The organism is Rhizobium sp. L51/94 (assembly GCF_019355555.1).
GTDB classification, from domain to species: domain Bacteria; phylum Pseudomonadota; class Alphaproteobacteria; order Rhizobiales; family Rhizobiaceae; genus Rhizobium; species Rhizobium rhododendri.
On sequence record NZ_CP072142.1, the window covers coordinates 74,160 to 96,754 of the forward strand.

Here is a 22,595-nt window from a genome sequence, read left to right on the forward strand (position 1 = left end):
TGAGAGTTGCTTTTAGCAAAGAACGTCTAGTAGACGCCCACCCTGAGTTCGACTTTTGGGCTTGGCAATAGGTGGTGAATCTGAGTTTTGTGCACAAAGGTTTGCGATGGGAGCATCGATTTCTGACCTGACGTGAGTTCGACCTCAAATCTTGGCACATTGTGGTGCCGGGAGCGGAGGCCGTCCATCACATCAGGTCACGACGAGACGCTCTTTGTCAAAGCTTGGCCCCGCGTTTAGCCAGCTTCTTGACCATCGCCGAGACGGACGCGGGTTCAGAGGAAATGTCACCTAGAAACCGAACCTCACCGTTGCGTTCGCCGTCGGCAACCGCCACGGAAATCTTCAATTTTGATGTGTCCAGGCCAATGAATGTGAGTTCGACACCCCACATTTTGGCACATTGTGGTGCCGGGAGCGGAGGCCGTCCATCACATCAGGTCACTACTTGCTCGCTTGTCATGTTTTCCCTCGCTGATCGGTAGTTCACCCTGGCCGCTTCCAGAGCCCACACAATCTACAGCGTGGGTGAGCGGCCTTCACCAACGAACATACGGTCTAGTTTTACCACTAGGACTAGCAGTCAATAGCCCATGATCGCAAGACGGCATTCACAGTGGGCTTACGTTACAACCGAGTTCTCGGCGCTCACGAACTGCCCTGTCTGAAACGCTAGAGCGTCGGTGCATGATGTTTCCCCATGCATCCGCCAAGGGCACGCCCGACACCGTCTCACCGGCTTCATCGATCAGGCCAGTATTGCCCTTAGCGGCAGCGATGAAAAGATCCTCGAGCGCTAGTTCCCCGATAAATTCATCTGAAGACGGACCTGACGCGGCGGCCAAACCTTTTTGTTAGTCGCCAGGCCATTCTAGAACCAGGCACGCCAATGAGACGCCATTTGATAATTTCCCGAAGCGACAGCGATGATGCCTCTGAACCAAGCAGTCCAGATCGTTGAAGATTGAGGAGTTCGTGTAAATAGCGGTAGAAATCACTATGTGCATAACGTGAAATTTTTAAATATCGATCCGCGAAACTAACATCTTTTTCTGTGAAGTCAGGCTCCGGCACTGTTTGTACAAAATAAGGAAGCGAATTTTCCGATTTCTGCCACTCATTGCGACCACGTAGGTAAGTAGACCGCGCCTGCTTGCCCAATTTTTCGGCCCGCGAATTTGAGAGCCGTCGCGGCGACAATGCTTCGAACGAAGAAGGATTATCGTAATCAATAAGTATACCGTTTACTCCGTCAACAATGTACTCGTTGGCGGTAGGGAGATTATGAGCCACAATGCACATTCCGCGGGCCATAGCCTCAATTAACGGATGGCCAATTCCTTCGGTGCGGCGGGGACAAAGGAACACATTGCTTGACTTCAGCGCTTCCCTGTACGTATTCCCTTCCCGAGTAAAGTAAGACACCGTCGCATCGTCTTGTGGCTCCCATTCGAGCGCATCTTCGGTATCGGGAGCGTTATGAATATGGAGTTCATCCACAACGCGACCGAGCACCCTTCTTGCAAATCTTGAGTCGAGACCTTCCTGCGGGCGCCTTTGCCAAAAAATTCCGCGGAGCGTCTCGAATGTAGCTTGCTCGTGATCTTTTGCTGTTCCGAAGTATTTTACATAGATCGACTCTATGCCTAAGGCTCGATGTCTTTGGTGTAAGGTTCGAGAAAAGTTTACAAACCTGGCCTGTCGCATTGGCAACCAATACCAATCCGGCGCGTTCGCTACCCCATCATACATCGGCACACAAACGACTCTTTTGCCCCTCATTAAAAAGTAGGGCGCACAGAATTCAGTTTGCCAGCAAATTACTGTTTCATAATTGGAATCTCCAAGTTCACGCATCATTTCTCTCGGGTCGCCCTCAAGATAAAACACATGAACATCGAATTCTTTAGAGAGAATGTCTATAAAGAAATTGCTAGATTTGGTTTTTTTATGAAATGGATGGTCTAGGAAAGCAATAGGTGCTCTGGTCATCGTGTAATACTCGCTACGACAGCTCTTAGACCGTCACTAAAATCCTTTTCGTACATCATTCGAGCATCGACCATACGTTGACTAACCTCATCTCGACCCCAAGACGCCATTTCAATAATGCATTCCGCAAATTCAACGTCTGTAGACGCCAATAGGCCATTTCCATACTTTTCAACCAGTGTGGAGAACCCTAGACCGTGACCACAAACTACGGGACGCCCGACTGCAATACCTTCTTGAAACACAGCAGATCCACGATAAGAGTATGTAGAAGAGTCGTAAGGAAGTAGAAATATATCTGCTTCCCGATACATCTGGTCGATTTCTACTTGTTTGAGGCGCGCAGGACGTAATCGCAAGTTCGGAGTGTAAGATAAGATACTACGATACCTTTTGCGAAAATGTCGATCACCCTTTCTCATATCCTGAACATCGAACCTAAACGCCGAGGTGCCGACGCGCTCTTGAACCCGCTTGACAATTCCTTGCAATCGCATGAAACCCTTATCAGCTCGGCCCTGTCCAGGTGATGAAACCACCTTGTTCTCGCCCCATGTAACTTCAGATTGAGCATTCGCCAGCGGATAAGGAAGAAATTCGACCTTCAAGCCCGTAATCCGCTCAACAAACTCGCAATATGCCGGTGTCTCTGCCGAAAGGCTAAGATTTATTCCAGCTTCGGTTGCTCGCCTAAGTTCTCGGAAGAAGCGAGGTCGTCCTGACTCAAGTTCGTAGCTGGCGCTTTCCATGACACCAATCAACCGAAAATGCGCGCTAGGACGAGCGCTTTCCGGCAATTCGCAGAGAAAATCTAGCAGCGACACACAACCGTAAAATTCAGAACTTGGGAAAAAGAGACAATCTCCTTTCCCAATTCTGTGACGCCGAAAAACTTTTTTCCAATCTCGTTTCAAGGAAGCTCTCATGTAGTCATAACCAAAGACTACATTGCATCCGGTATACATTGCTCTCCAAGCCAAAGTGGCGATCTGCCCTAAAACTTTACTAGATGAAGCAGCTGTCTTGCCCGAGACCGGTTCCCTCACAGGGACGGGTATAAGGCCACGGTATGGATATTTTAGCTCTCTCAGTACTTGTGCGGATTGCTCTGCCTCATCTGGAAGATGGCGGCTGGCTAGAGCAAATGACTGTGAAAAACTACCTTGAAGAGCCTTTTCGAAAAGTACAAGTGCATTTAAGTTGTGCCCATATGGCAGGACACACATATGATCTATGATAAAAACTCGGCCGCTGTTGTCACTCAAATCACTTGTCCCCGTGCCACATTCGATTTGCCCATTAGCCGCCGTTAAAATAGGCATCTAATACAGGAGCGCAAGGCCCGTCCATTTTCAAACGTCCATGCTCGAGCCAGATAACTCGATCGCAGTGAGTTAGCAACAAGTCTCTCGAATGGCTGGCCAAAATCAGTATCCTTGTCGAATTGACGACTGCTTGAAGTCTAGCGTTAGCTTTGATTCGAAAGTCCTCGTCACCCGTAGATAGCCATTCATCCATGATAAGTATTTCCGGACGGATTGCTGTGGAGACTGAAAACGCCAGTCGCAGTTGCATGCCGCTTGAGTAAGTTCGGAATGGCATATCCAGAAAACCGCCGAGACCAGAGAACTCCGCAATATCCTCGAACTGGCGACTCAATTCTTTCAACCCAAGGCCCATCATGGCGGCCCTTAGCCTGATGTTGTCGCGTCCTGTGGCCTCAGGGTCTATACCAAGGCCAATATTGATCAATGAAACGCATTTCCCTGTAATCTGCGCAGATCCATTAGTCGGTACATAAATGCCGGACAGAACTCGGAGAAGAGTTGTTTTGCCTGCTCCGTTGTGCCCGACTATACCAACTCGCTCTCCGTCTCCGATCGCGATAGAGAGATCATCTATCGCTTTGATGGTTACGACCCCTGAAGATCTGGCTATGCTTCCGCCTGTTGCGACATTTACAATGTGGTTTTTTAGAGAGCGAGAAGACGCGTTGAACACCGGTATCTCAACGCTTACATTTTTGAGATTGATGGAAGTCATACTATATCCTTACAACCAGTACGGGACGCGGTCTTTAAATTTACCGAAGAACAGCAGGCTGCAGAAGGAGCCCACAAGAAGCAGAAATACCGCCACGATCCACGATAATTCAGAAGGAAGTTGCCCTAAAAGGGGTGCGCGAACAATTTCAACTAGATGAAACGCAGGATTAAAGTTCAATAGGTACTGCACCATTCCTTCGGGTAGCACATCACGCTTCCAAATTATGGGTGTTGCGTAAAAAACCATCTGAAGTATATTTTGGATGACCTGAGTTATATCTCTGTACCGGGCGCACAAAACAGATAGAAAAACGCTGATCCATACCAAATTTGCCGTAACAAGTAGAAAGCCGAACGGGGCTAAGAGCATGTTCCAACTTAGTGAATGACCCATGAGGACCAACACTACAGGTATGATAACCGCGGTGTGAAGGAATACAATTACATTCCTATATATTAGGCGCATAATGTGTGTGAACATTGGTATTTTGATTTGAAGTATCACGCCTTCCGCGGAAACAAAGGTTAGACATGCTTCACCAATTACTGTTGATAGATATCCCCAAACTACAAGGCCAGCACATAGATACGGAAGAAAGTCTACCATTGGCGTCCTGAATAGAGATCCGAAAATGACCCCAATTGTCAACATCAGGACGGACATGTTGATTGTTATCCAAAACGCTCCAATGCGAGATCTTTGATAGCGCTGTGCGACATCTTGCCAACCAAAAATTGTTGCAAGGTGGTGTTTTCTTATCGCCTCAGCAACGTCACTTAAGGCGTCATGGATAGGTCGAGTGGGCATAGACTTTATGTCCTTTTTCAGTAACGGCAAGCGATTTGCGGACGGTCGCTTGATAGCGGAATGGAGTGCAAATAGCCATTCGATGGATAGGATCGTCACACGTTGGTGTCACAGCAGGCGGCGGATTGCATATAGGACACACCCAACGTCTGCCTGCCAATTCAGCGACGGCAAGCAGGTCAGGAGCTGACAAACTCAAGCCGGTGAGCACTCAGAGGTCTTTTTCGCTGTGATCCGCTGGTGTTGGTATTCATATCGCTGCTACTTGGCTCGTGGTTGATCAGAACTAGGATGCTCCAAACCCGCGGCGTCTATATCCAGTGCGCGGGAGGCAGCGTGAGTCTTTATAGAAGGTTTGCGGATAAGTCACGTGTGACAGAGGTCCTCAATTCATTGGGCCTGACCAGCGACATAAAGCGTAAGAAGGCGCTTAAGAGCGCGTTCCTTGATATTCAAAGTGGCCCCTTTCGCCGCGAATCACGCCGGATCGAACCAGTCACGCTCTTTGGAAATCAACCCTAACTTTGAAACACACTAAAAAAGAAAAAGGACGTATAATAAATTATACAGGGCGGCTAGTCACATCCGGCCATTCGAGTAAAGCCAGTCGCTGATTTCCATTGCGAGGTCGTCCGGCCCGGCCGTCAGCGTCTTTAGGTGGAGATCTGGGTTCTGTGGTGGCTCGTAGTCTGAGCTGATGCCGGTGAAATTAGCAATTTCGCCGCGAAGAGCCTTGCGGTAAAGGCCCTTCGGGTCTCTCCGAACACACTCCTCAAGCGGCGTATCGACAAAGACTTCGATGAACTCTCCATCTTCCATCATCTCGCGTGCTAGCGACCGTTCGGAGCGAAACGGAGAAATGAACGAGACAATCACGATAAGCCCTGCATCTGCCATCAACTTGGCGACTTCAGCGACGCGGCGGATATTCTCCACCCGGTCCTCATCGGTGAAGCCAAGGTCCCGGTTTAGCCCGTGGCGAATATTGTCGCCATCCAGAATGTATGTGTAGCGCCCCTTAGAATATAATAGTTTCTCCAGGTGGTTCGCGACAGTCGATTTACCTGAACCGGACAGCCCGGTGAACCAAATCACGGTAGGGCTTTGGCGTAGTAGCTTCGCACGCAAGGCGCGGCCGATTTCCAGCGACTGCCAATGGATGTTCTGTGCCCGGCGCAAAGGATGATCGATCATGCCAGCGCCTAGCGTAGAATTTGTCAGCCGATCGATCAGAATAAAATTTCCAGTCGCACGGTTCTCCGCATAGGTATCAAACGCTAGCGGTGCCTGGGTCGAGATATTGCAGACCCCCACTTCATTCATGCACAGCGTCTTTGCGGCCCTCTGAACGAATCGATTGATATCTATGGCATATTTCAGCGCAGTTATGGTTGCTTCAGTACTGTCGTTTTCAGTTTTCAAGAGATAGCTCCGCCCCGGAATAAGGCTGTTCGCATCGAACCAGACTATATGCGCTTGAAACTGATCGGTCACATGCGGGCGCGCTCCAGGTGACACCAACATGTTTCCACGCGACACCTCGACCTGATCCTCCAGCACGATGGTCACTCCCTGGCCGTCAACTGCGGTCGCGAGTTCCTCGTCAAAGGTCACGATAGTCTTGACTTTCGACAACTGACCGGACTTGGCGACAACGACCGGATCTCCCACGGAAATTGAGCCCGAGGCAACCTGCCCGGCAAATCCGCGGAAACTCGCATTGGGTCTTGAAACATACTGCACGGGAAAGCGGAACGGACTTTCTGCCTGCATTCGCTCAGTGACAACAGTTTCTAGATGGCGGAGCAAAGTCGGGCCACTGTACCATCCCGTTCGTTTCGAAAGCGTTGCCACGTTTTCGCCATAGCGCGCCGAAGTAGGGATAGCGCACAGGGTCTCGAACCCAAGCGCGCTGGAAAAACTTTCGTAATCCGCACGGATTTTGTTGAACAAAACTTCGTCGTAATCGACGAGATCGATTTTATTGACCGCCAACACCATGTGGCGGATGCCGAGCAGGGAACAAATATAAGTGTGACGCCGAGTCTGCTGTAGGACCCCTCGTCGCGCATCGACTAGCACGACTGCAAGGTCCGCAGTCGATGCGCCTGTCACCATATTACGGGTATATTCCTCGTGGCCGGGCGTATCGGCCACGACGAACCGGCGTTTATTGGTCGAAAAGAACCGATAGGCGACGTCTATGGTGATACCTTGTTCACGCTCAGCCTCCAGTCCGTCGAGCAGCAAGGCAAAATCGACGTCGTCTCCGACGGTACCGTAACGGACGCTGTCGCTCTCTAGTCCCGTAAGCTGGTCATCGAAGATCATATTGGCATCATACAAAAGGCGGCCAATCAGGGTCGATTTTCCATCATCCACTGATCCACAGGTAATAAATCGCAGTAGAGACCTGCCTTCCTGATCGAGCACGAAATCGAGATTTGCCGCCTTCTCGGATCGAGTGATATCCATCAAAAATAGCCCTCTCGCTTTTTTTTCTCCATCGAAGAGGATTCATCTTGGTCTATCAGGCGCCCCCGCCGCTCAGAGGTGCGGGCAATCAGCAGTTCCAGGACGACATCCTCGACGGTTGCTGCTTCTGACTCGACCGCGCCGGTTAGCGGATAGCAGCCGAGTGTCCGAAACCGCACCATGCGCTCCATGATGATCTCCTCTGGTCGGACCAACATGCGGCTATCATCGACCATGAGCAGTGCGCCGTCACGTCGCACCACGGTCCGCTTGGCGGCGAGATAAAGTGGGACGATCTCGATCTTCTCCCGCAGGATGTACTGCCAAATATCTTGCTCTGTCCAGTTCGACAGAGGGAAGACACGGATCGATTCTCCTGTGGCAATGCGGGTATTGTAGGTCTTCCACATTTCTGGTCGCTGATATTTAGGATCCCAAGCATGAGCGGCGTTGCGGAACGAAAATATTCGCTCCTTGGCCCGGGATTTGTCTTCGTCACGACGCGCTCCGCCGAACGCCGCATCGAACCCATATTTATCCAGCGCCTGTCGCAGCCCCAAGGTCTTCATAATGTGGGTGTAAGCATTCGAGCCATGCACGAGGGGAGAGACACCCCGCGCCAGCCCCTCCTGATTGATGTGCACCAATAGTTCAAAGCCCATAACTTCCGCCATCCGGTTGCGAAAAGCGATCATCTCCTGGAATTTCCAAGTCGTATCGATATGCAGAAGTGGAAATGGTAGTTTAGCGGGATAAAATGCTTTGCGGGCCAGATGCAACAGTACGGAAGAATCTTTTCCTATCGAGTAGAGTAGGACCGGTTTCGAAAAGCTGGCGGCAACCTCCCGGAAAATATGGATCGCCTCGGCTTCGAGCCTCTGCAGATGGCTTTCGTGCATTGATCGCCCTCGTTGGATAATAGTGTGTTTTCGGTCGGTAGGTTCTACTTTACTTAATATCATCGATGGGACCAACGCAGAATCAGATTTTTCGCTTGTTCCGATCCATGAGAACGTAAAATGCGAACCTTGAGTAGATAGTCATTCAAGAGGCTGTATTCTTACCACTTGAACCGCCCTCCGCAACGGAGATTTCGTTGGCTGAGTACTGCTAAGAGCGACCTGAAGAGTAAAGCGAGCGATCTATCCGTCACGCGGACTACTCGACGGCAACGTCGCCGGTCAGAAAGTGAACGGTGTATTTAAGAGCCCTGCTCGCGGCGAACATTCAGCGCGAGCCGGTGCGACCGACATTGGGCCGTCGGTATGGCCGGCGGGTCGGTCGGTGGATACGCTGCTACCAATAGTCGCTGTCGCTCGCGGCAGCAAGCCAGGCGCGCTGATGACGGCTCGATTGGTGGGTGCCAACAATACGCTCGGCGCATTCGCCGCTAGAGCGTCGGCAATTAATGTGCAACGCATCCGGCCTGGCGGAAATAGTTCCAGCACTCTTGCGGTGTGAATAGGTCGCAGACTTTTCCGACGGCTTTCCAGAGATCGTCGTAAGTCCTTGCTTTCATTTTTCGCAAGAGTGCCTTGAGCTTCGAAAAAGCCATTTCAATCGGATTGTTGTCTGGCGAATATCGCGGCAGGTAGAGTATCCATGCCTTCCTTTCGCCGATGGCCGCCGCTGCTCGGGAGCTCTTGTGGACGTTGAGGTTATCCCAGATCACCACGTCGCCTGGTTCAAGCGTCGGTGCGAGTTGAGTTCGCATGTAGGTGTCGAACTTGTCTCCATCCGTGCCCCATCGACGACAAAGTGTGCCGTGATGGCATCGCAGCGCAGACCGGCGATGAAGGTTTGGGTGTGCCATTTGCCGAAAGGCGCATCCGCCTGCAGGCGCTTGCCCTTGATGCTCCTGCCACGCAGTGGTGTCATGTTGGTCTTGACCGAAGTCTCATCCACGATGACGAGACGTCCGGGGCTCTGTTGCATAGCACTCCCGGCGCACATCGGCGCGTTCGCGTTCCGATGCCAGCAGTGTTTTTTTAAAGGTGAAGCCCGCCCGGCAAAGAAGCTTTGACAGGTTCGAAGGATCAGCTTTCACACCATGATGCTCTTCCAGCCAAGTCGCCAGGTCGGGCATGGTTATATCCGGTTGAACCTCGAACTTGGCGATAATGGCATCCTGGAAAGGGCCCATTTTTCCGCCGCTAGGCCGACCGCGCCGGGACGGCTCGACCGAGCCCTTTCGATCCGCCCACTGCTTAAGCCGAACAGCCGTGGCGGGCGAGACTTTGAAAGCAGCAGCGGCTGTACCACGCGTTTCGCCTTGCGTGATTGCATCAACAATCCGCTGGCGAAGGTCCGAAGAATAGGCGCGAGACATGGCAAATCCTTCTGCCATGTTGAATCGATAAAATCGAAGCCAAGTGAATCGTCAGATTCACAGAAACCGGCCGACGCTCTAGAGTCGAAGCCGGCAAGGATACCGTGGCCACCGCCATCTGGAGCCCATTGTCCAGCGGTCAAGTCAATGCAACCGTTGCCGCCTTCTGTAAATCAATTAACGTACGGCCGCGCCAAACGGGATTTGCACAGAGGCAGGGTCGTGGCGCCAGCATTACGTTTCGTGAATTCGCCGAGGATCGCCCGGCGGCCGTCTGGCTTTAAGCCTAAGCATCAAGGCCTCGCTTGAAGTTGCACACATGAGGCCGTATTTGCAGAATACTCAGCTCGATGGCTGGGCACCTCTCGGGGATGGAACGTGGATTGAGGCGGCCGACTGGCACAGCTCAGCGTGATCGCGTTAGGGTACTTAAAGTGGTTATGTAATCATCCACCACATCGTCCTCTGGCAGAGTGTGCCGTCATACGCCTAGGCCAACCTTTGGCTCGCTGGCGAATACGAGCGGGAACCGGTCTAATAGCAGCACGCCAGCGCTTGCGTTTTTTGCGTTTGCGGTGAAAAATTCATCTTCAACAATGTTGGTTCACAAAGACAATTCTCACGAGGCCGTTTTGATCGTACCCGACCAACTTGACCATCTGCCCGACAGAAAACGCCGCGAGTTGTCTCACGTCGTGCAGATCATCTTTGAGGCGTTCGAAGACGAACAGAAAACCAAACTGTCCGAAAAAGCTCGCGCTGGACGGATTTTGAAGCTGATCCTGTTTGGCTCTTATGCTCGTGGTGACTGGGTCGAAGATCACGACAGTGGCTATCGCTCTGACTATGACCTTTTGGCCATCGTCAACACCAATAGATTTGCGGAGGAGAACGACGTCTGGCTGAAGATCGACGAACGCCTGACACAGGAGTTTGCCACTACCCCCCGCCTCCAGACGCCGGCCAAAGTCATCGTTCATAGCTTGCCGGACATAAATGATAAACTTGCCCGCGGCCTGCCCTTCTTTGTCGACATTGCCCGAGATGGCATCATGCTATACGAAACCCCGGGGCATCCTCTGAAAGAGCCCAAGCCGCTGACGCCAGAGGCTGAGCGCGAAGAAGCACGGCGACATTTCGAACAGTGGTTTCCGCTTTCGACTGAGGCGATGACTGTCGCTGAATTCAGTATCGCGAACGGCATTTGGCGCGACGGTGCATTTATGCTCCATCAAACAACAGAACGGGCCTATCACTGCGTGCTTCTCATAATGACCCTCTACAGCCCGAAATCCCATCGGTTGAGCATGTTGCGAACACACGCCGAGCGGATCGAGCCACGTCTCATTAAGGTTTGGCCTCAAGATACGAAATTCGCACGGCGGTGCTTCACCCGACTCGACCGTGCCTATGTCGATGCCCGCTATTCCGCCCACTACGAAATCACTGCGGAAGAGCTCGGCTGGCTTGTCCAGCACATCAAGCAGCTTCAGGACATCGTCGCACAGATCTGCGCCGAAAGGCTTAAATGAATGTCTGAACTTGAATTTGACCACTCTAGCCAGCATGTCATCGGCAGAGAAGACATTCCGAATTATATTTTAAGGCTAAATCCTGCGGCGATATCCGCTGCCTCGATCAGTCAACCCGGCCTCAGCCGCAGGAGACTCAAAGGAAAATATCACATGTTTCGCCGTTCGGGGTCTGGGGCGAACAAATCTCGCCAGCGGCTATGGCGTTTGGCTATGTCATTTTTTATGCGCTAAGATGGCACCCGCTGCACGGTTTGACCGCACGCTTGCAGCGGCGTTGCTCAGGCATCGTAGTCAAGATGGTCATTCTAATCACGGGTGAGATTATGCACACATCAACGCACGATGATATGAGCTGGACAGTTGCGGGGGCGAAGGCAAACCTCTTGGAGGTGATGGAGCGCGCGCAATCGGCGCCTCAGACCATTATCCGCAACGGGAAGCCGAGCGTGGTGGTCGTCACTGCCGAGGAGTGGGAGAAGAAGACTGCGCGTAGGGGATCGCTTGCGGAATTTCTATTGGCGTCGCCTCTGCGTGGCGCCGATCTGGACACTGAGAGTCTAAGAGACGAGCCGCGCGACTTGGCTCTATGAAACTACTCCTCGACACCAATGTTCTGTCCGAAGTTACAAAACTTCGCCCTGCTGAATGTGTCTTGAATTGGCTTCACGGGCTTGACGAAGATCGCACATTCATCAGCATAGTCTGGATTGCCGAAATCCGCCGCGGCGTTGCGCTGATGGAGATTGGGCGAAAGCGCGACGCCTTGGACACGTGGCTTACGCATGATCTGCCCCGACGTTTCGAAAACAGGATTATGCCGTTGGTTGGGCATGTTGCCTTTGCTTGGGGTGATCTCATGGCTCTCGCCAAGCGAAGCGGCCGGGGACTTGCATCCATGGACGGTCTGATCGCGGCCACCGCCGTCGCTCGCGATTTGACGCTTGCGACACGCGTAATACAAAGGATTTCAAAGGCTTCGGAATAGAGCTCGTTGACCCATGGGCGGTCTGACTTGGCCTACGCATGGGCTCTCAAAGGATACTGCGGATGCTTTCCTACCGCTTGCTCAAGAACTACGCCGGCATCCTGTTGATCGGAGACTACACGTCCCTCACGTGGCTGCATGAAGTCGTCCACGATGTAAACGATCGCTCGCCTCTTGTGAAAGACAAGGAAGGCTCCTTCCTCGGGTTGAGGTATGATGTGCGAAAAGCCTATGAGCGGCAGCGCGAAATTATTCAACCACCCAAACACTCTGAGGAAGTCGGCGTCCGCTATGGTGTCCAGATCCTTTGGCCCGTTCTTATGTTGCAGCAAAGGCTCCTGAGGCAATCTCTCGCGTTTCTCGATCACACGGCCAAGACACAAGCCATCGATTACGCCTTGGAGGCGGTTATCGAGGATGGATTGCGCGAGGATTTTGGAGCGCAGGCCGGGAGTATCATCGATCTTTGGCAGCGCCTGGATCCAGCTCGGTCTGAAGTGTTCGACATGATGGACAGTCGCGGCGGTCTCTATTGCTCATGGACGAAAACGCAAAGGAAGGCCGGCTTTGCGCAACTTCTCGCAAGTTTCGACCCGATGTATGACCGCTTTTACCCTATGCGCCTGTAGAACAGCGATAAAAACCTGATCTCTCCGGCAGAATTCGCCGCCTGGGAACATGCAGAGTGGCCCGATCCTCGCTGGTAGAACGCCGGCATTTCATCGGCGGCTAAAAGCATAGCTTTCCTCCCCCGATTGCGGGTGGAACCGTAGGGAGGAGATCCTGGAACCGGAATTTTTAGGGTAGCGCTTCAATTGAAACCGACAGTTGAAGGCTACAGCAAGACTCGGCAGCAGGCCGAACAGTCGCCTGTCATCGATTGACACTCCCATTCCGATGGCCTCTTGCAGGCGACACCGGACGAACCATGGCCCAACGAAGCATGAAATCACCGATCCTGTTGGAAGACTTTGCGATCGGGCGTGGCGGTTACACTTCGCCCGTTCAAGGACCGAGGGCGTTGACCGGTTCGCCCATGGAACCGGGGACGTAAGATGGGTATCGATTTTCAAAAGATGCCCTGCCCCATCGTGTCAGGCCACCTTCTGCCGACGCCTCTGTCCAAGACCACTTTCCTTGGCCAAACGTGAACGCGCCTCCGCATACGCCGGGGCGACCATGGGATAGTCGCTCGAAAGCTCCCATTTCTCGCGATATTCATCGGGTTGAAGGGAGTGACTGGTCATCAAATGGCGCTTCAGCGACTTGAAGCTAAGCCCACATTCCAGGCACGTCAATTGATCGTCCTGGAGAGATTTGCGGACCGAAATGGCCGGCTTCTGCTTTTCGGCAGCCACTTCAGCGGGAGGTATCGAGCTCGAAAACAAAGCCGCGTGGACGTCGGCGATGAGGGAGCCCAAATCGCTCATAGGAACGACATGATTACTCACGTAGGCCGATACGATGTCTGAGGTCAATTCAACGAGTAAGTCCTCGCTGGCAGCGTTTGCTAGATTTTCCATCCGTCCGATCTCTATTTTCAATATCGCCGCCCTGATCAGCCAGCGAAATAAAAGTAGGTGTAGTCTCTTTCATATAAACAACAGAAACGCAACTTTGATATTGGCGGAAAATAGGTTTAATAACCCTGTTCGAGATGGTAACGGGTTTCGGAGAAAGTATACTTGGCTGCAAATCCGCGCTGATGTTGCACCGGGTCGGCGTTACATACCTTTGCGTGCCCTGCCATTCGCCGAGCAATGCCGATAGCGCCGGGACGATAAGGCTTGCGATCTACAAGATCAGCACGCTTGCGTCATTACCCACCATCGCGCGCGAATTATTCGATGTACGCTGCCTATTGAGCCTGACCGTCCGACGATGTCCTTCGACGGTCACTGCCTGCGCGACCTTCATCGTCCAGCTCGACGTTGAAGGGCAGAGACGCCGATGAAGGCAAAGGCAGCGGGCAAGCAAGCAAAGGCTCGACGGGTCTGGCGGTACCTGCATGTCACCTGGAGATGCCTTCGGCGGCCGTCCGGTCGCGCGACGCTGTTCTGGCGACCGATCGTGATAGGGTACGACCCACATCTGATCTGAAGATCCTTAATCGGAGTTTCCCTTGCGCCGCATCTTCATCACCGGTTCTTCTGATGGCCTCGGCCTTGCTGCTGCCAGTTCGCTCCTCGAACAAGGCCACGAGGTCGTCCTTCACGCCCGGACCAGGGAAAGGGCCTCCACATTGGGAAGCATCGCATCCCGTGCATTGGCTGTCGTCATCGGCGATCTCACGAGCGCAGTCGAGACCCGCAAACTTGCCGATCAGGTGAACGCGATCGGCCGAATGGATGCGGTCATTCACAATGCTGGGGTCTATGCCGAACCTCAGCGTGGCAATACCCCCGAAGGTCATGCGCGGACGCTGGCCATCAACACGCTGGCACCCTATATTCTGACAGCCCTGATCGATCGCCCGGACCGTCTGGTCTATCTCAGCAGCGGGCTGCACCAAGGTGGTGGGGGCTCTCTTGAGGACATCGATTGGACGGCAAGACAGTGGAGTCCATCTCAAGCCTACGCGGAAACCAAACTGCACATCGCCGCATTGGCCGCAGCGATCGGCCGCCACTGGCCGCAGGTGTTGAGCAATTCCGTTGATCCGGGCTGGGTGGCAACCAAAATGGGTGGAGCCGGAGCACCAGGCAACCTCAAGACCGGGCAGGAAACCCAAAGCTGGCTTGCGGCGAGCGATGATTCATCCGCCAAGGTCGCCGGCTTCTACTGGCATCATCGCCAGCAACGACAGCCGAGTGCCGAGGTAACCGACATAGGCTTTCAAGACCAGCTGGTTGCCAAGTTGGAAGAACTGACCGGTGTGGGCCTCTTCGGGTAGCACATTGAGAAGCGCTCGATGACGACACCGATCGGGTTGATCGGGCAGCGGGTGGGCCAGCCGACATTGCCGAGACTGTGTAATTCTGCCGCGACATTAGTCTTCGACATCGTTCACGCCAGATTGTCTCTCGCTGTCGAACGTCTCGGGACAAGAGCTATCGGACGTCTGTAATTGGAACCAAGCTTTGCCATGCCGGTTTTGTGCAGACGGAAACCGAGAACCAGACATGAATCCCCAGCCTGACAACATCCTCGTCGCGACACGAACTGCCTTCAGCCAACTCGCTGCGCTCGCGGTGCAGTATTCCTTCTCCATCGTCGGTGCCATCGTCCTGCTGGTGATCGGCTGGATCCTTTCGGGAGTGATCAGCCGATGGGTCTACAAGGGAATGTCGCGCATCCATGGCATTGACGAGACCCTGGCCCGCTTCTTCCAGAGCGTCGTCCATTACGGACTGCTGGTGCTCGTCTTCGTGGCCGTCCTCGGTCAGTTCGGCGTCCAGACGACCTCGCTCCTTGCCGCCTTGGGCGCCGCGGGCCTGGCGATTGGCCTTGCCCTGCAGGGCACCCTTCAGAATATCGCGGCGGGGATCATGCTTCTCGTTCTCCGCCCTCTCCGGGTCGGTGAATACATCGAGACAGGCAACGTCAAAGGCTTCATCATCGAGATCGGGCTGTTTGCAACGGAGATGAAAACGGTAGACGGTCTGTACCTGATGGCCCCGAACTCGACGCTGTGGAATACGCCGATCACCAACCACAGCAGGGAACGAGAGCGCCGCCAGGAGCTTTCGGTGGCGATAGGCAACGATGTGGATGCCGCGGCGGTCAAACGGACCATCATCGGCATCGTGACCTCAGACAAACGCGTCAAAGCGAACCCGCCTCCCCGTGTCTTCTCGGATGACCTTACCGCCGACAAGACCGTCTTGACGCTCCAGTACTGGGCGACGACATCACAATGGTCGGAAACCCGTCACGACATGATTGATGCATTGAAGGACGGACTGAAGGCGGAAGGAATTGCCATTCGATAAGGACGACGTCGTATCGGCCCGTGCCGGACATGCGAAATGTTGGACTCGCGCGGGTAAGTGGCCTGTTTGGCGAGGGACAGACGTGCCTATATCGACGGCATTGGCACCTCACCGTCTCAACGGTCAAGGAAGCGGAGACGTCGCGTAGTATGGGGCTTGACGCTCCATTCTGCATTGAGATCTCCGCCCCACCACTAAGATCGCGATCGACGGTGAAGCTATACACTTCAGCACCTGAGGTAGGACAGGGATCTAAGAGACAGCGCGTGCTCGATGGCGCTCTGGATCATTTGCACGCATCCGAACGCCCCTGAAATGACACGGCCGCCTATCAACCGACGAGATGGGCGTAGTCCTCAACGCCCTCGCCTCCTGACGTCATGGCCTTCTGTCGGTCATCCACCTCTGGGCGTAAAACCAACCCCGAAACCGAAGGCCCGACCGATCTTCTTCAATGTCTCCAGTGTGGGATTAGCAGTTCCTGCTTCCAGTTCTGCAATTTGGCGTCTAGATAGCCCAAGTGCCTTGGCAAACTCCTCCTGCGTCATCCCGATCCCTTTCCGGATCTCCGCCACGGCGCCGGGCAGCCGCAGATCCCCTGCTCGAGCCCGTTCCGCCAGTGTTCGCTGGTTTTGCAGAACCTCCTCTTTCGTCGGCTTTCTCCATCGGGCCATGAGTTGTCCTTTGCAATCAGTCGCACGCCGCAAGGATGCCGTCTGCGATCCCAATGCAGTGCTCGATCGCATAGTCCCGAATGTCCGGCACCGGCCCATATCCTTCGCCATGGCCGGAGCCAGGTGCAGGTGTCTGGCAAACGCGCCAAGCCTGGCTGCCAGTGCTTTCTGCTCGACAAATCAGGCATCAGTTTGCCGTCCAAGAGTGCCATAGTCACGGCGTAATACCACCGGCCATCAAAGTGGGTTTCCAGCGTTAAGCATGTCCATTGACCCTTTCAATGGTGCAGATGATGCAACTTATCACGTTATTTAACCCCTTAAAGTGGGTTGAATAACTGCCATTGGTACCGCGAGCCATGGACATGCTTGCGTTCTCTTCTCACCCGATTGACCATCGACCGGACGCGTAACGCATGACCCGCCAACGAGCAGCTTCAGGGACCGACGGCACTCGCACTCCCAGGCCCTTGTCGGGGATGTACAGACCATCTGCGGCGGTCAGGGCGTTGATCCTCGACTGGCCGACGCCATAAACGCTGCAGTCCTTTGAGCCGGGCTACACCTCAATATTTAAATTATGTCGGCGGAGATGCTTGGCGTTGTTGAGTTACATGCTCAGGGCCACGAGTTTGGCACGGTCTGCGATCAAAGCCGCTACGCGATTTAACGACACAGGGTCTGCGGCAAGTGGGGACATATCTTCCAATAACCGGGGGATCGCGTCCCCTGTGGCATCAGTCAGTTCTTTCACCCGACGGCGCACTAAAGGTAAGCTGACACCTGTCTCCTTCGAGAAAGCCTGCCAGCCATCAGCGTCCATGTCAGCAAGCGTCGCGCGTTTGCCGATCCGCATAGCCAATTTAGGGGAAAGATCTGGATAGGCCACGGTGGAAAGCAGGTCGTACAGCGGAGCCATCCTAGGTCCAGAATGGTCATAGAGGATCGCGAAATTCTTACCGTGAGCATCCGCATTTCCGATGACGAGATTGAAAATCGTAGCATCCAAGAGCTTTACGATGTCCGTGCCCGGCCGCGCAGAGACCCGACGCAACAGCTCGAAGCAATCCTTAAAGGTCGGCCCGCCCTCGCTTGCATACTTTGTTTCAGGTGGCACACCCAGCGCTTGGCAGAAGTCTTCCTGATGGATGCGGAGAACCACACCGTCGCCATCGTGGTGGCGATCGTATCTGTTGACCAAAAGGAAAGGGCGACCATTCGCGGACCTCGGGTCGACGGGAGCAACGTCGAGCCCGATTGCGGCAGCAAGCATCATCGCGAAGGCTTCATTCTCGGTCGTCCCTGGAAAGCGCGCAATCGGAGGCTTCAAGATGTGCGTCGTCGCCTGGCCTGGTAAGGGAAGTGCGACTTGGCCATCGATTAGAACAACTGGAGCTTTTGATTGGGCGCCCGCGAGCGATAGCCTCAAGCCTTCCTGGCCGGCCAAGAGCGGCCTCGTCGGAAGTGCGTCCAGTATCCGGACGATTCCGGCCTCGTCGAGAGCTGCTGTTTGCCGATCGGCAATCAGACCTCCTCCAATCGGTTCGTGGTCTTCGGGCAAAAGTTGAAGCGCGCCGGCGACGTCGCCGCCCAAGCGATCAAGAAGGGCGAAGTCGTTGGCAGGTGAAACACCCAACGCCTGCGCCGCAACCAGACGCTGGCTTTCCTCTGGCAGTAGGCCGCCAAAAAATGGGCGGCATTCTTGGCTAGAGAAACGCTCTGGACGCTTCGGTAGGGAGACAGAAAGCGGAAGTGCCTTTTCGTCCTCAAGCCAAGCTTCGGCGTAGGCGAAGCCAATGTCGCCGTGCCGATCTTGGGTGAACTGTCCGACAATGCGACCATTCCACCAGACGTTAAGTACCCTTACCGTCATTTTCTACGTTCACCTGGGTCTAGAATATCAATCGAACAACCGAGCGTTTGTAAAACCTGCAAGACCTTTCCGATCTGTGCTGTCGGTTTGCCGGCTTCGAGATCGACGATGAACCGCAGGCCGACGCCAGAAACGCCGGCAAGCTCGTCCTGCCGCAAGTTTTGTGCCTTGCGTGTGCTGCGGACCAGGGCGCCGATCTCGGCTGGACTGCTAACTTGTTTTGCCATTTTATTTCCCGATCGGGAAAATAGCAAGAAAATCGGCCTTTTGTCTACAGTATATTCCCGATCGGGAAATTCCGTTGAAATTTAGCGTAACCGTCCACCAGAAATTCCCGATCGGGAATATTTCGATTTATAAACATAGTCAGCCGCAAGCCCAGCCGAAGCAAGGGGAGACACTGAATGGCTGAATCATCGAGTTTCACATCATCGACGCGCGACGCCCGGATGAAACTTTCGCAATTCCCGTTCTTCAGTTGGAATGGAATTTGGAATGGCCCTACGCTTCATTTCACCCTAAAACCAATCAAGACGCTCTGTGTCCTCGCTCGCTTCGTTTTTCCGGCTCCATGCGCTCTTCCCTGGCCGCGAGACGACCGGGAAAGTAGAGGCGGAAAGGCCCGGAAAAGGTGGAGCGCCGACTTTGAGTACGCCATTGATTTTATAAAATGGGGTCTTCGTCCCAGACGGGGGTTAAGCTGCTGAACCTCTTGGAATTCGGCAGGCTTTCCATGTCTACCTAGGGTCGATCGTGACCCGCTCGAAACCTTGAGGAGAGGCGTGTGACGACCGATTTCAGCTCCCGTGAATATCAGATGCTTCCTGTGCTCTCGCCGCTACAGATGGAGACGGCAAAGCGTTTCTCCATCGGCGAGCCAACACGGTTCGCGCCCGGCGAACAAGTTTTCTCGGTCGGTGACCACCACGTTCCCGCCTGGCTCGTCCTTGACGGCGCGATCGAGACGTTTCGCCATGATGGCCTGACACGGCGCGCGCAGTTCACAACGCATCGCGCCGGGCAGATGTCCGGCGAAGTCAGCCAGCTTTCCGGCCGTCCGATATTGGTCGACGGCAAGGCCGGCCCCGATGGATGCACTGCGGTTGCCTTCGATGGACCGCATCTGCGTGCGCTGGTCATCGGGTCGGCCGACATCGGCGAATTGATCATGCGCGCCTTCATTCTGCGCCGCGTGGCGCTGATAAGTGCCGGAGGCTCGGGGTCCGTGCTCGTCGGCACGCCCGGCCAACCGTCACTGACAAGGCTCGAGGGATTTCTGTCGCGTGTGGCGTTCCCCTATGTCACGCTCGATGCCTCCTTAGACACGGAAGGGCGCGCGTTGGTCGAACGCTTGGGCATCCTTGCCTCGGAGCTACCGCTCATGGTCTGCCCCAATGGAACCGTCCTTAGAAACCCGACGGATGGCGACGCTGCCCTGTGTCTCGGCATCACGCCCGATCTCAAGGAAGATATGGTCTATGACGTGGCGATTGTCGGCGCCGGCCCCGCGGGTCTTGCCGCGTCCGTCTACGCCGCATCGGAGGGCCTGAGCGTCATCGTCCTCGACGAACGGGCTGCGGGTGGCCAGGCGGGTGCGTCGGCAAGGATCGAGAACTATCTGGGGTTCCCGACGGGCATCTCAGGCTTCGCGCTCGCCGGGCGCGCCTTCAATCAGGCCCTCAAATTCGGCGTCGAGATTGCCTTTCCGCTGCAGGTGGCCGACTTGGTTCCGAAATCGAGTCCGGGCGCGCTCCATGCCCTGACATTGACGGACGGCCGTACCGTTGCTGCCCGAACCATCGTCATTGCATCCGGTGCACGCTACCGTCGTCCGGACATCGCCGGCATCGACAGCTTTGAGGGCGCCGGCATCTCGTACTGGGCGTCCGCCATCGAAGCGCGGCTATGTGCCGGCGAGGAAATCGCCCTCATTGGCGGAGGGAACTCCGCCGGCCAGGCGGTTGTCTTCCTCGCGCCACAGGTCAAGAAGCTGTGCCTGATCGTCAGGCGGAAGCTAGAAGAGACGATGTCAAGCTATCTCATCGACCGGATCGCCGCCCTGCCGAACGTCGAGATCCATACGACGTGCGAGGTGGTTGGGCTCGAAGCCGATAGCGAGCGACTCCTATGCGGGGCAATTCTGAAAGACAGGCAGACCGCCCGTGAACGTCGAATACCCATGCGGCACATGTTCCTCTTCATCGGCGCGGATCCGAACGCGGCGTGGGTCCGCGCCCACGTCGAGACAGATGAACACGGCTTTATCTGCACCGGCAGGTTTTCCGATGCCGCCGGCGGGCGGCCGGCATTCCCGCTTGAGACGAGCCTGCCAAACATCTTTGCAATAGGAGACGTCAGAGCCGGATCCACCAAACGGGTTGCCGCCGCCGTGGGGGAAGGCGCGGCTGTCGTTGCCCAGATACACGCCGCCCTGGCCGCGATGATGTAAGATAGCCCCGATCGTTCCTCTGATGGCCGTCATCGTCGGCGCGGGTGCGAGGACAGACGGCGTCATGGATGGCTCCGATCGGTGGGTGGGCATCCTGTTGTCCTTTCGGTTTCCGACACGGTTCCCGCGAGCTTATGGCAACAGGCGGCATCGGCTATAGCCAGACGGGTTTTCAGGCAAGCTGGCTTTGACTATATTCCCCGATGGATATAGACGAAGATAAAATTGACGACGCAGTCTTGGCGCTGCTGTGGCTGACGCTTCATGAGGGTCGTGCTTGGAAGGGGTTTGACTGGGGCACGATGGATCGGCTGTTCAAGAAGGGGATGATCGGGGACCCGGTCAACAAGGCGAAGTCCGTGATCTTGACGGATGAGGGCGTGGAGCGCTCAAAGCAGCTGTTTCAAACGCTGTTTACGCCGCCCCCGCGATAGCGGATTTTTCCGCCTTCCAGTTCCAGGGTATGAGCTCGTCGGTCCGGCTGGTGGTATGGTGGGCGAGGCGTGCAAGCTCTTACGCAAGCGAGGATTGCGGATCGACGGTCCATCGTCGCCGTAGTGATCAATCTGGACATGAGACCTGCCCGCTGACATGGGCGATCAGCGAGCCATCTCGTGGAAGAGCGTCCAGACAGAGGGTTGAGGGGTGTCCCGATCCTGCGGTCCCGTGTCCAGTACACCCCTACAGGAGGTTGCTGCTGACCTCGGCGGGTGCGATCATCGCGCCGATTGTCGACGACCGCAAAAATCTGCGGCTTCCTTGCGTCCTATAAGTCTCGGGAATTTTGGTCATCGTAACTCTGCATATAAACAGTCGTGTTTGATCCGGTGGTGACGGACGTAGGGGCTTGGTGGGGCGAGTCAGACGTTATTCGTCGACCCTTGGCCTCATCAACGCCTTCAAAGCGGGGGGAGGTGCTGGCCTCCGGATTGCTAGGGGGGTCACGCTTGGAGCGAAACGACACTCCAGGGCCAGCACGCTAATAGTCACGGATACTTTGTGTTATAGCAAGTCACGAATTTGTTGAGCGCAGCATAACAGAAAAAAGGCTCGCCACACCCTCCCCAGGCGGCAAGCCTTCCAACGGCGTCGATGCAATCGCAGACACTCACCTGACGTATACCAGATCGAACGACCACCAGGTGGATTTCTTTGTAGAGGCGCGCCGGTTGACGCGGATCATTTGTGGGGGGTTTCCATCGACACACGCCAGCGCCCCGTCCGTTCTGGTCGATGAAGATGACGCCGCCCGCCTCAAGGGCTGCGGTGATCTTTGTGAACGGTGTCCATTCGCCCACTCACCTCACCTGTTAAAGCCTCTATCCCAGCCGCGCGGTGTCCACCAAATCAATCACCATTTTGGCAGGTAAGGCTGGCTTGAGAAGATTTGCACTCTCTTCATAGCATCGCGATCTCGCCGCCTCTCTCGAGGTGCGTGGCCGTGAGAACGGCCATCCGCCTACCGATCCCGTCCGCTGATCGCACCGATGCGGGAGCG

Annotated in this window: 19 protein-coding genes and 3 pseudogenes; 9 read left to right on the plus strand and 13 right to left on the minus strand. The window is 54.8% G+C overall.

Annotated features, from left to right (window positions below):
- Positions 1 to 220 precede the first annotated feature (220 nt).
- From J5274_RS18410 to J5274_RS18445, 8 genes and pseudogenes are all read right to left on the minus strand, one after another.
- Positions 221 to 394, minus strand: a pseudogene (locus J5274_RS18410) (IS110 family transposase); the annotation flags it as partial.
- A 419-nt stretch (positions 395 to 813) separates the two neighbouring features.
- Positions 814 to 1,992 carry a glycosyltransferase gene (locus tag J5274_RS18415; protein WP_219275431.1) on the minus strand — a complete coding sequence of 393 codons (1,179 nt, stop codon included), beginning with the start codon at positions 1,990 to 1,992 and terminating at the stop codon, positions 814 to 816.
- Complete coding sequence (locus J5274_RS18420) at positions 1,989 to 3,257, minus strand: glycosyltransferase (RefSeq protein ID WP_219275432.1); 1,269 nt, start codon at positions 3,255 to 3,257, stop codon at positions 1,989 to 1,991. The genes J5274_RS18415 and J5274_RS18420 overlap by 4 nt, the downstream gene beginning before the upstream one ends.
- Positions 3,258 to 3,291: 34 nt before the next feature.
- Positions 3,292 to 4,035, minus strand: coding sequence for an ABC transporter ATP-binding protein (locus tag J5274_RS18425; RefSeq protein ID WP_219275433.1), 744 nt, complete (start codon positions 4,033 to 4,035; stop codon positions 3,292 to 3,294).
- Between the two features lie 9 nt (positions 4,036 to 4,044).
- The gene (locus J5274_RS29375; RefSeq protein ID WP_219275434.1) at positions 4,045 to 4,845 is read right to left on the minus strand and encodes an ABC transporter permease; all 801 of its coding nucleotides are present in this window, start codon (positions 4,843 to 4,845) and stop codon (positions 4,045 to 4,047) included.
- A 579-nt stretch (positions 4,846 to 5,424) separates the two neighbouring features.
- Entirely contained in the window at positions 5,425 to 7,320 is a 1,896-nt protein-coding gene (cysN, locus tag J5274_RS18435; RefSeq protein WP_219275645.1) for a sulfate adenylyltransferase subunit CysN, read from the minus strand.
- Complete coding sequence (gene cysD, locus J5274_RS18440; RefSeq protein ID WP_219275435.1) at positions 7,320 to 8,219, minus strand: sulfate adenylyltransferase subunit CysD; 900 nt, start codon at positions 8,217 to 8,219, stop codon at positions 7,320 to 7,322. The genes cysN and cysD overlap by 1 nt, the downstream gene beginning before the upstream one ends.
- A 506-nt stretch (positions 8,220 to 8,725) precedes the next feature.
- Positions 8,726 to 9,649, minus strand: a pseudogene (locus J5274_RS18445) (IS630 family transposase).
- Positions 9,650 to 10,281: 632 nt separating this feature from the next.
- Between J5274_RS18445 and J5274_RS18450 the strand changes: the two are divergent.
- From J5274_RS18450 to J5274_RS18470, 5 genes and pseudogenes are all read left to right on the plus strand, one after another.
- Complete coding sequence (locus J5274_RS18450) at positions 10,282 to 11,181, plus strand: HEPN domain-containing protein (RefSeq protein ID WP_257625709.1); 900 nt, start codon at positions 10,282 to 10,284, stop codon at positions 11,179 to 11,181.
- The gene (locus J5274_RS18455) at positions 11,182 to 11,415 is read left to right on the plus strand and encodes a hypothetical protein (RefSeq protein ID WP_219275436.1); all 234 of its coding nucleotides are present in this window, start codon (positions 11,182 to 11,184) and stop codon (positions 11,413 to 11,415) included.
- A 92-nt stretch (positions 11,416 to 11,507) separates the two neighbouring features.
- Complete coding sequence (locus J5274_RS18460) at positions 11,508 to 11,774, plus strand: type II toxin-antitoxin system prevent-host-death family antitoxin (RefSeq protein ID WP_219275647.1); 267 nt, start codon at positions 11,508 to 11,510, stop codon at positions 11,772 to 11,774.
- Positions 11,771 to 12,195 (plus strand): annotated as a pseudogene (locus J5274_RS18465) (type II toxin-antitoxin system VapC family toxin). Before J5274_RS18460 ends, J5274_RS18465 begins: the two are co-directional and overlap by 4 nt.
- A gap of 36 nt (positions 12,196 to 12,231) precedes the next feature.
- The gene (locus tag J5274_RS18470; protein ID WP_219275437.1) at positions 12,232 to 12,798 is read left to right on the plus strand and encodes a hypothetical protein; all 567 of its coding nucleotides are present in this window, start codon (positions 12,232 to 12,234) and stop codon (positions 12,796 to 12,798) included.
- 465 nt (positions 12,799 to 13,263) lie between these two features.
- Here the strand turns inward: J5274_RS18470 and J5274_RS18475 are convergent, their stop codons facing one another.
- Positions 13,264 to 13,692 carry a MucR family transcriptional regulator gene (locus tag J5274_RS18475; protein WP_219275648.1) on the minus strand — a complete coding sequence of 143 codons (429 nt, stop codon included), beginning with the start codon at positions 13,690 to 13,692 and terminating at the stop codon, positions 13,264 to 13,266.
- Positions 13,693 to 14,291: 599 nt separating this feature from the next.
- Here J5274_RS18475 and J5274_RS18480 point away from each other — a divergent pair.
- A complete protein-coding gene (locus J5274_RS18480) occupies positions 14,292 to 15,062 on the plus strand; it encodes an SDR family NAD(P)-dependent oxidoreductase (RefSeq protein WP_219275438.1) in 771 nt (256 codons plus the stop codon).
- Between the two features lie 229 nt (positions 15,063 to 15,291).
- A complete protein-coding gene (locus J5274_RS18485) occupies positions 15,292 to 16,101 on the plus strand; it encodes a mechanosensitive ion channel family protein (protein WP_219275439.1) in 810 nt (269 codons plus the stop codon).
- 395 nt (positions 16,102 to 16,496) lie between these two features.
- Here the strand turns inward: J5274_RS18485 and J5274_RS18490 are convergent, their stop codons facing one another.
- From J5274_RS18490 to J5274_RS18500, 3 genes are all read right to left on the minus strand, one after another.
- Positions 16,497 to 16,775, minus strand: coding sequence for a helix-turn-helix transcriptional regulator (locus tag J5274_RS18490; RefSeq protein WP_219275440.1), 279 nt, complete (start codon positions 16,773 to 16,775; stop codon positions 16,497 to 16,499).
- Between the two features lie 610 nt (positions 16,776 to 17,385).
- Positions 17,386 to 18,648 carry a type II toxin-antitoxin system HipA family toxin gene (locus J5274_RS18495; protein WP_219275441.1) on the minus strand — a complete coding sequence of 421 codons (1,263 nt, stop codon included), beginning with the start codon at positions 18,646 to 18,648 and terminating at the stop codon, positions 17,386 to 17,388.
- Positions 18,645 to 18,875: a helix-turn-helix transcriptional regulator gene (locus J5274_RS18500; RefSeq protein WP_209187840.1), complete on the minus strand. Its 231-nt coding sequence runs from the start codon at positions 18,873 to 18,875 to the stop codon at positions 18,645 to 18,647. The genes J5274_RS18495 and J5274_RS18500 overlap by 4 nt, the downstream gene beginning before the upstream one ends.
- Positions 18,876 to 19,465: 590 nt before the next feature.
- Between J5274_RS18500 and J5274_RS18505 the strand changes: the two genes are divergently transcribed.
- Together J5274_RS18505 and J5274_RS18510 are read left to right on the plus strand one after the other, a co-directional pair.
- The gene (locus J5274_RS18505; RefSeq protein WP_219275649.1) at positions 19,466 to 21,097 is read left to right on the plus strand and encodes an FAD-dependent oxidoreductase; all 1,632 of its coding nucleotides are present in this window, start codon (positions 19,466 to 19,468) and stop codon (positions 21,095 to 21,097) included.
- 203 nt (positions 21,098 to 21,300) lie between these two features.
- Positions 21,301 to 21,531 (plus strand): DUF6429 family protein, encoded by a 231-nt coding sequence (locus tag J5274_RS18510; RefSeq protein ID WP_142832068.1) that lies wholly within the window; start codon positions 21,301 to 21,303, stop codon positions 21,529 to 21,531.
- A 552-nt stretch (positions 21,532 to 22,083) separates the two neighbouring features.
- On the opposite strand, the gene J5274_RS18515 is transcribed toward J5274_RS18510, so the two are convergent.
- Complete coding sequence (locus J5274_RS18515) at positions 22,084 to 22,395, minus strand: hypothetical protein (protein ID WP_219275442.1); 312 nt, start codon at positions 22,393 to 22,395, stop codon at positions 22,084 to 22,086.
- Positions 22,396 to 22,595 lie beyond the last annotated feature (200 nt).

Excerpts from the sequence above, each read along its gene's own strand:
- J5274_RS18415 (WP_219275431.1), bottom strand. The coding sequence starts at position 1,992 with ATGACCAGAGCACCTATTGCTTTCCTAGACCATCCATTTCATAAAAAA.
- J5274_RS18425 (WP_219275433.1), bottom strand. The coding sequence starts at position 4,035 with ATGACTTCCATCAATCTCAAAAATGTAAGCGTTGAGATACCGGTGTTC.
- J5274_RS29375 (WP_219275434.1), bottom strand. The coding sequence starts at position 4,845 with ATGCCCACTCGACCTATCCATGACGCCTTAAGTGACGTTGCTGAGGCG.
- cysN (WP_219275645.1), bottom strand. The coding sequence starts at position 7,320 with ATGGATATCACTCGATCCGAGAAGGCGGCAAATCTCGATTTCGTGCTC.
- cysD (WP_219275435.1), bottom strand. The coding sequence starts at position 8,219 with ATGCACGAAAGCCATCTGCAGAGGCTCGAAGCCGAGGCGATCCATATT.
- J5274_RS18455 (WP_219275436.1), top strand. The coding sequence starts at position 11,182 with ATGTCTGAACTTGAATTTGACCACTCTAGCCAGCATGTCATCGGCAGA.
- J5274_RS18460 (WP_219275647.1), top strand. The coding sequence starts at position 11,508 with ATGCACACATCAACGCACGATGATATGAGCTGGACAGTTGCGGGGGCG.
- J5274_RS18470 (WP_219275437.1), top strand. The coding sequence starts at position 12,232 with ATGCTTTCCTACCGCTTGCTCAAGAACTACGCCGGCATCCTGTTGATC.
- J5274_RS18475 (WP_219275648.1), bottom strand. The coding sequence starts at position 13,692 with ATGGAAAATCTAGCAAACGCTGCCAGCGAGGACTTACTCGTTGAATTG.
- J5274_RS18485 (WP_219275439.1), top strand. The coding sequence starts at position 15,292 with ATGAATCCCCAGCCTGACAACATCCTCGTCGCGACACGAACTGCCTTC.
- J5274_RS18490 (WP_219275440.1), bottom strand. The coding sequence starts at position 16,775 with ATGGCCCGATGGAGAAAGCCGACGAAAGAGGAGGTTCTGCAAAACCAG.
- J5274_RS18495 (WP_219275441.1), bottom strand. The coding sequence starts at position 18,648 with ATGACGGTAAGGGTACTTAACGTCTGGTGGAATGGTCGCATTGTCGGA.
- J5274_RS18500 (WP_209187840.1), bottom strand. The coding sequence starts at position 18,875 with ATGGCAAAACAAGTTAGCAGTCCAGCCGAGATCGGCGCCCTGGTCCGC.
- J5274_RS18505 (WP_219275649.1), top strand. The coding sequence starts at position 19,466 with ATGCTTCCTGTGCTCTCGCCGCTACAGATGGAGACGGCAAAGCGTTTC.
- J5274_RS18510 (WP_142832068.1), top strand. The coding sequence starts at position 21,301 with ATGGATATAGACGAAGATAAAATTGACGACGCAGTCTTGGCGCTGCTG.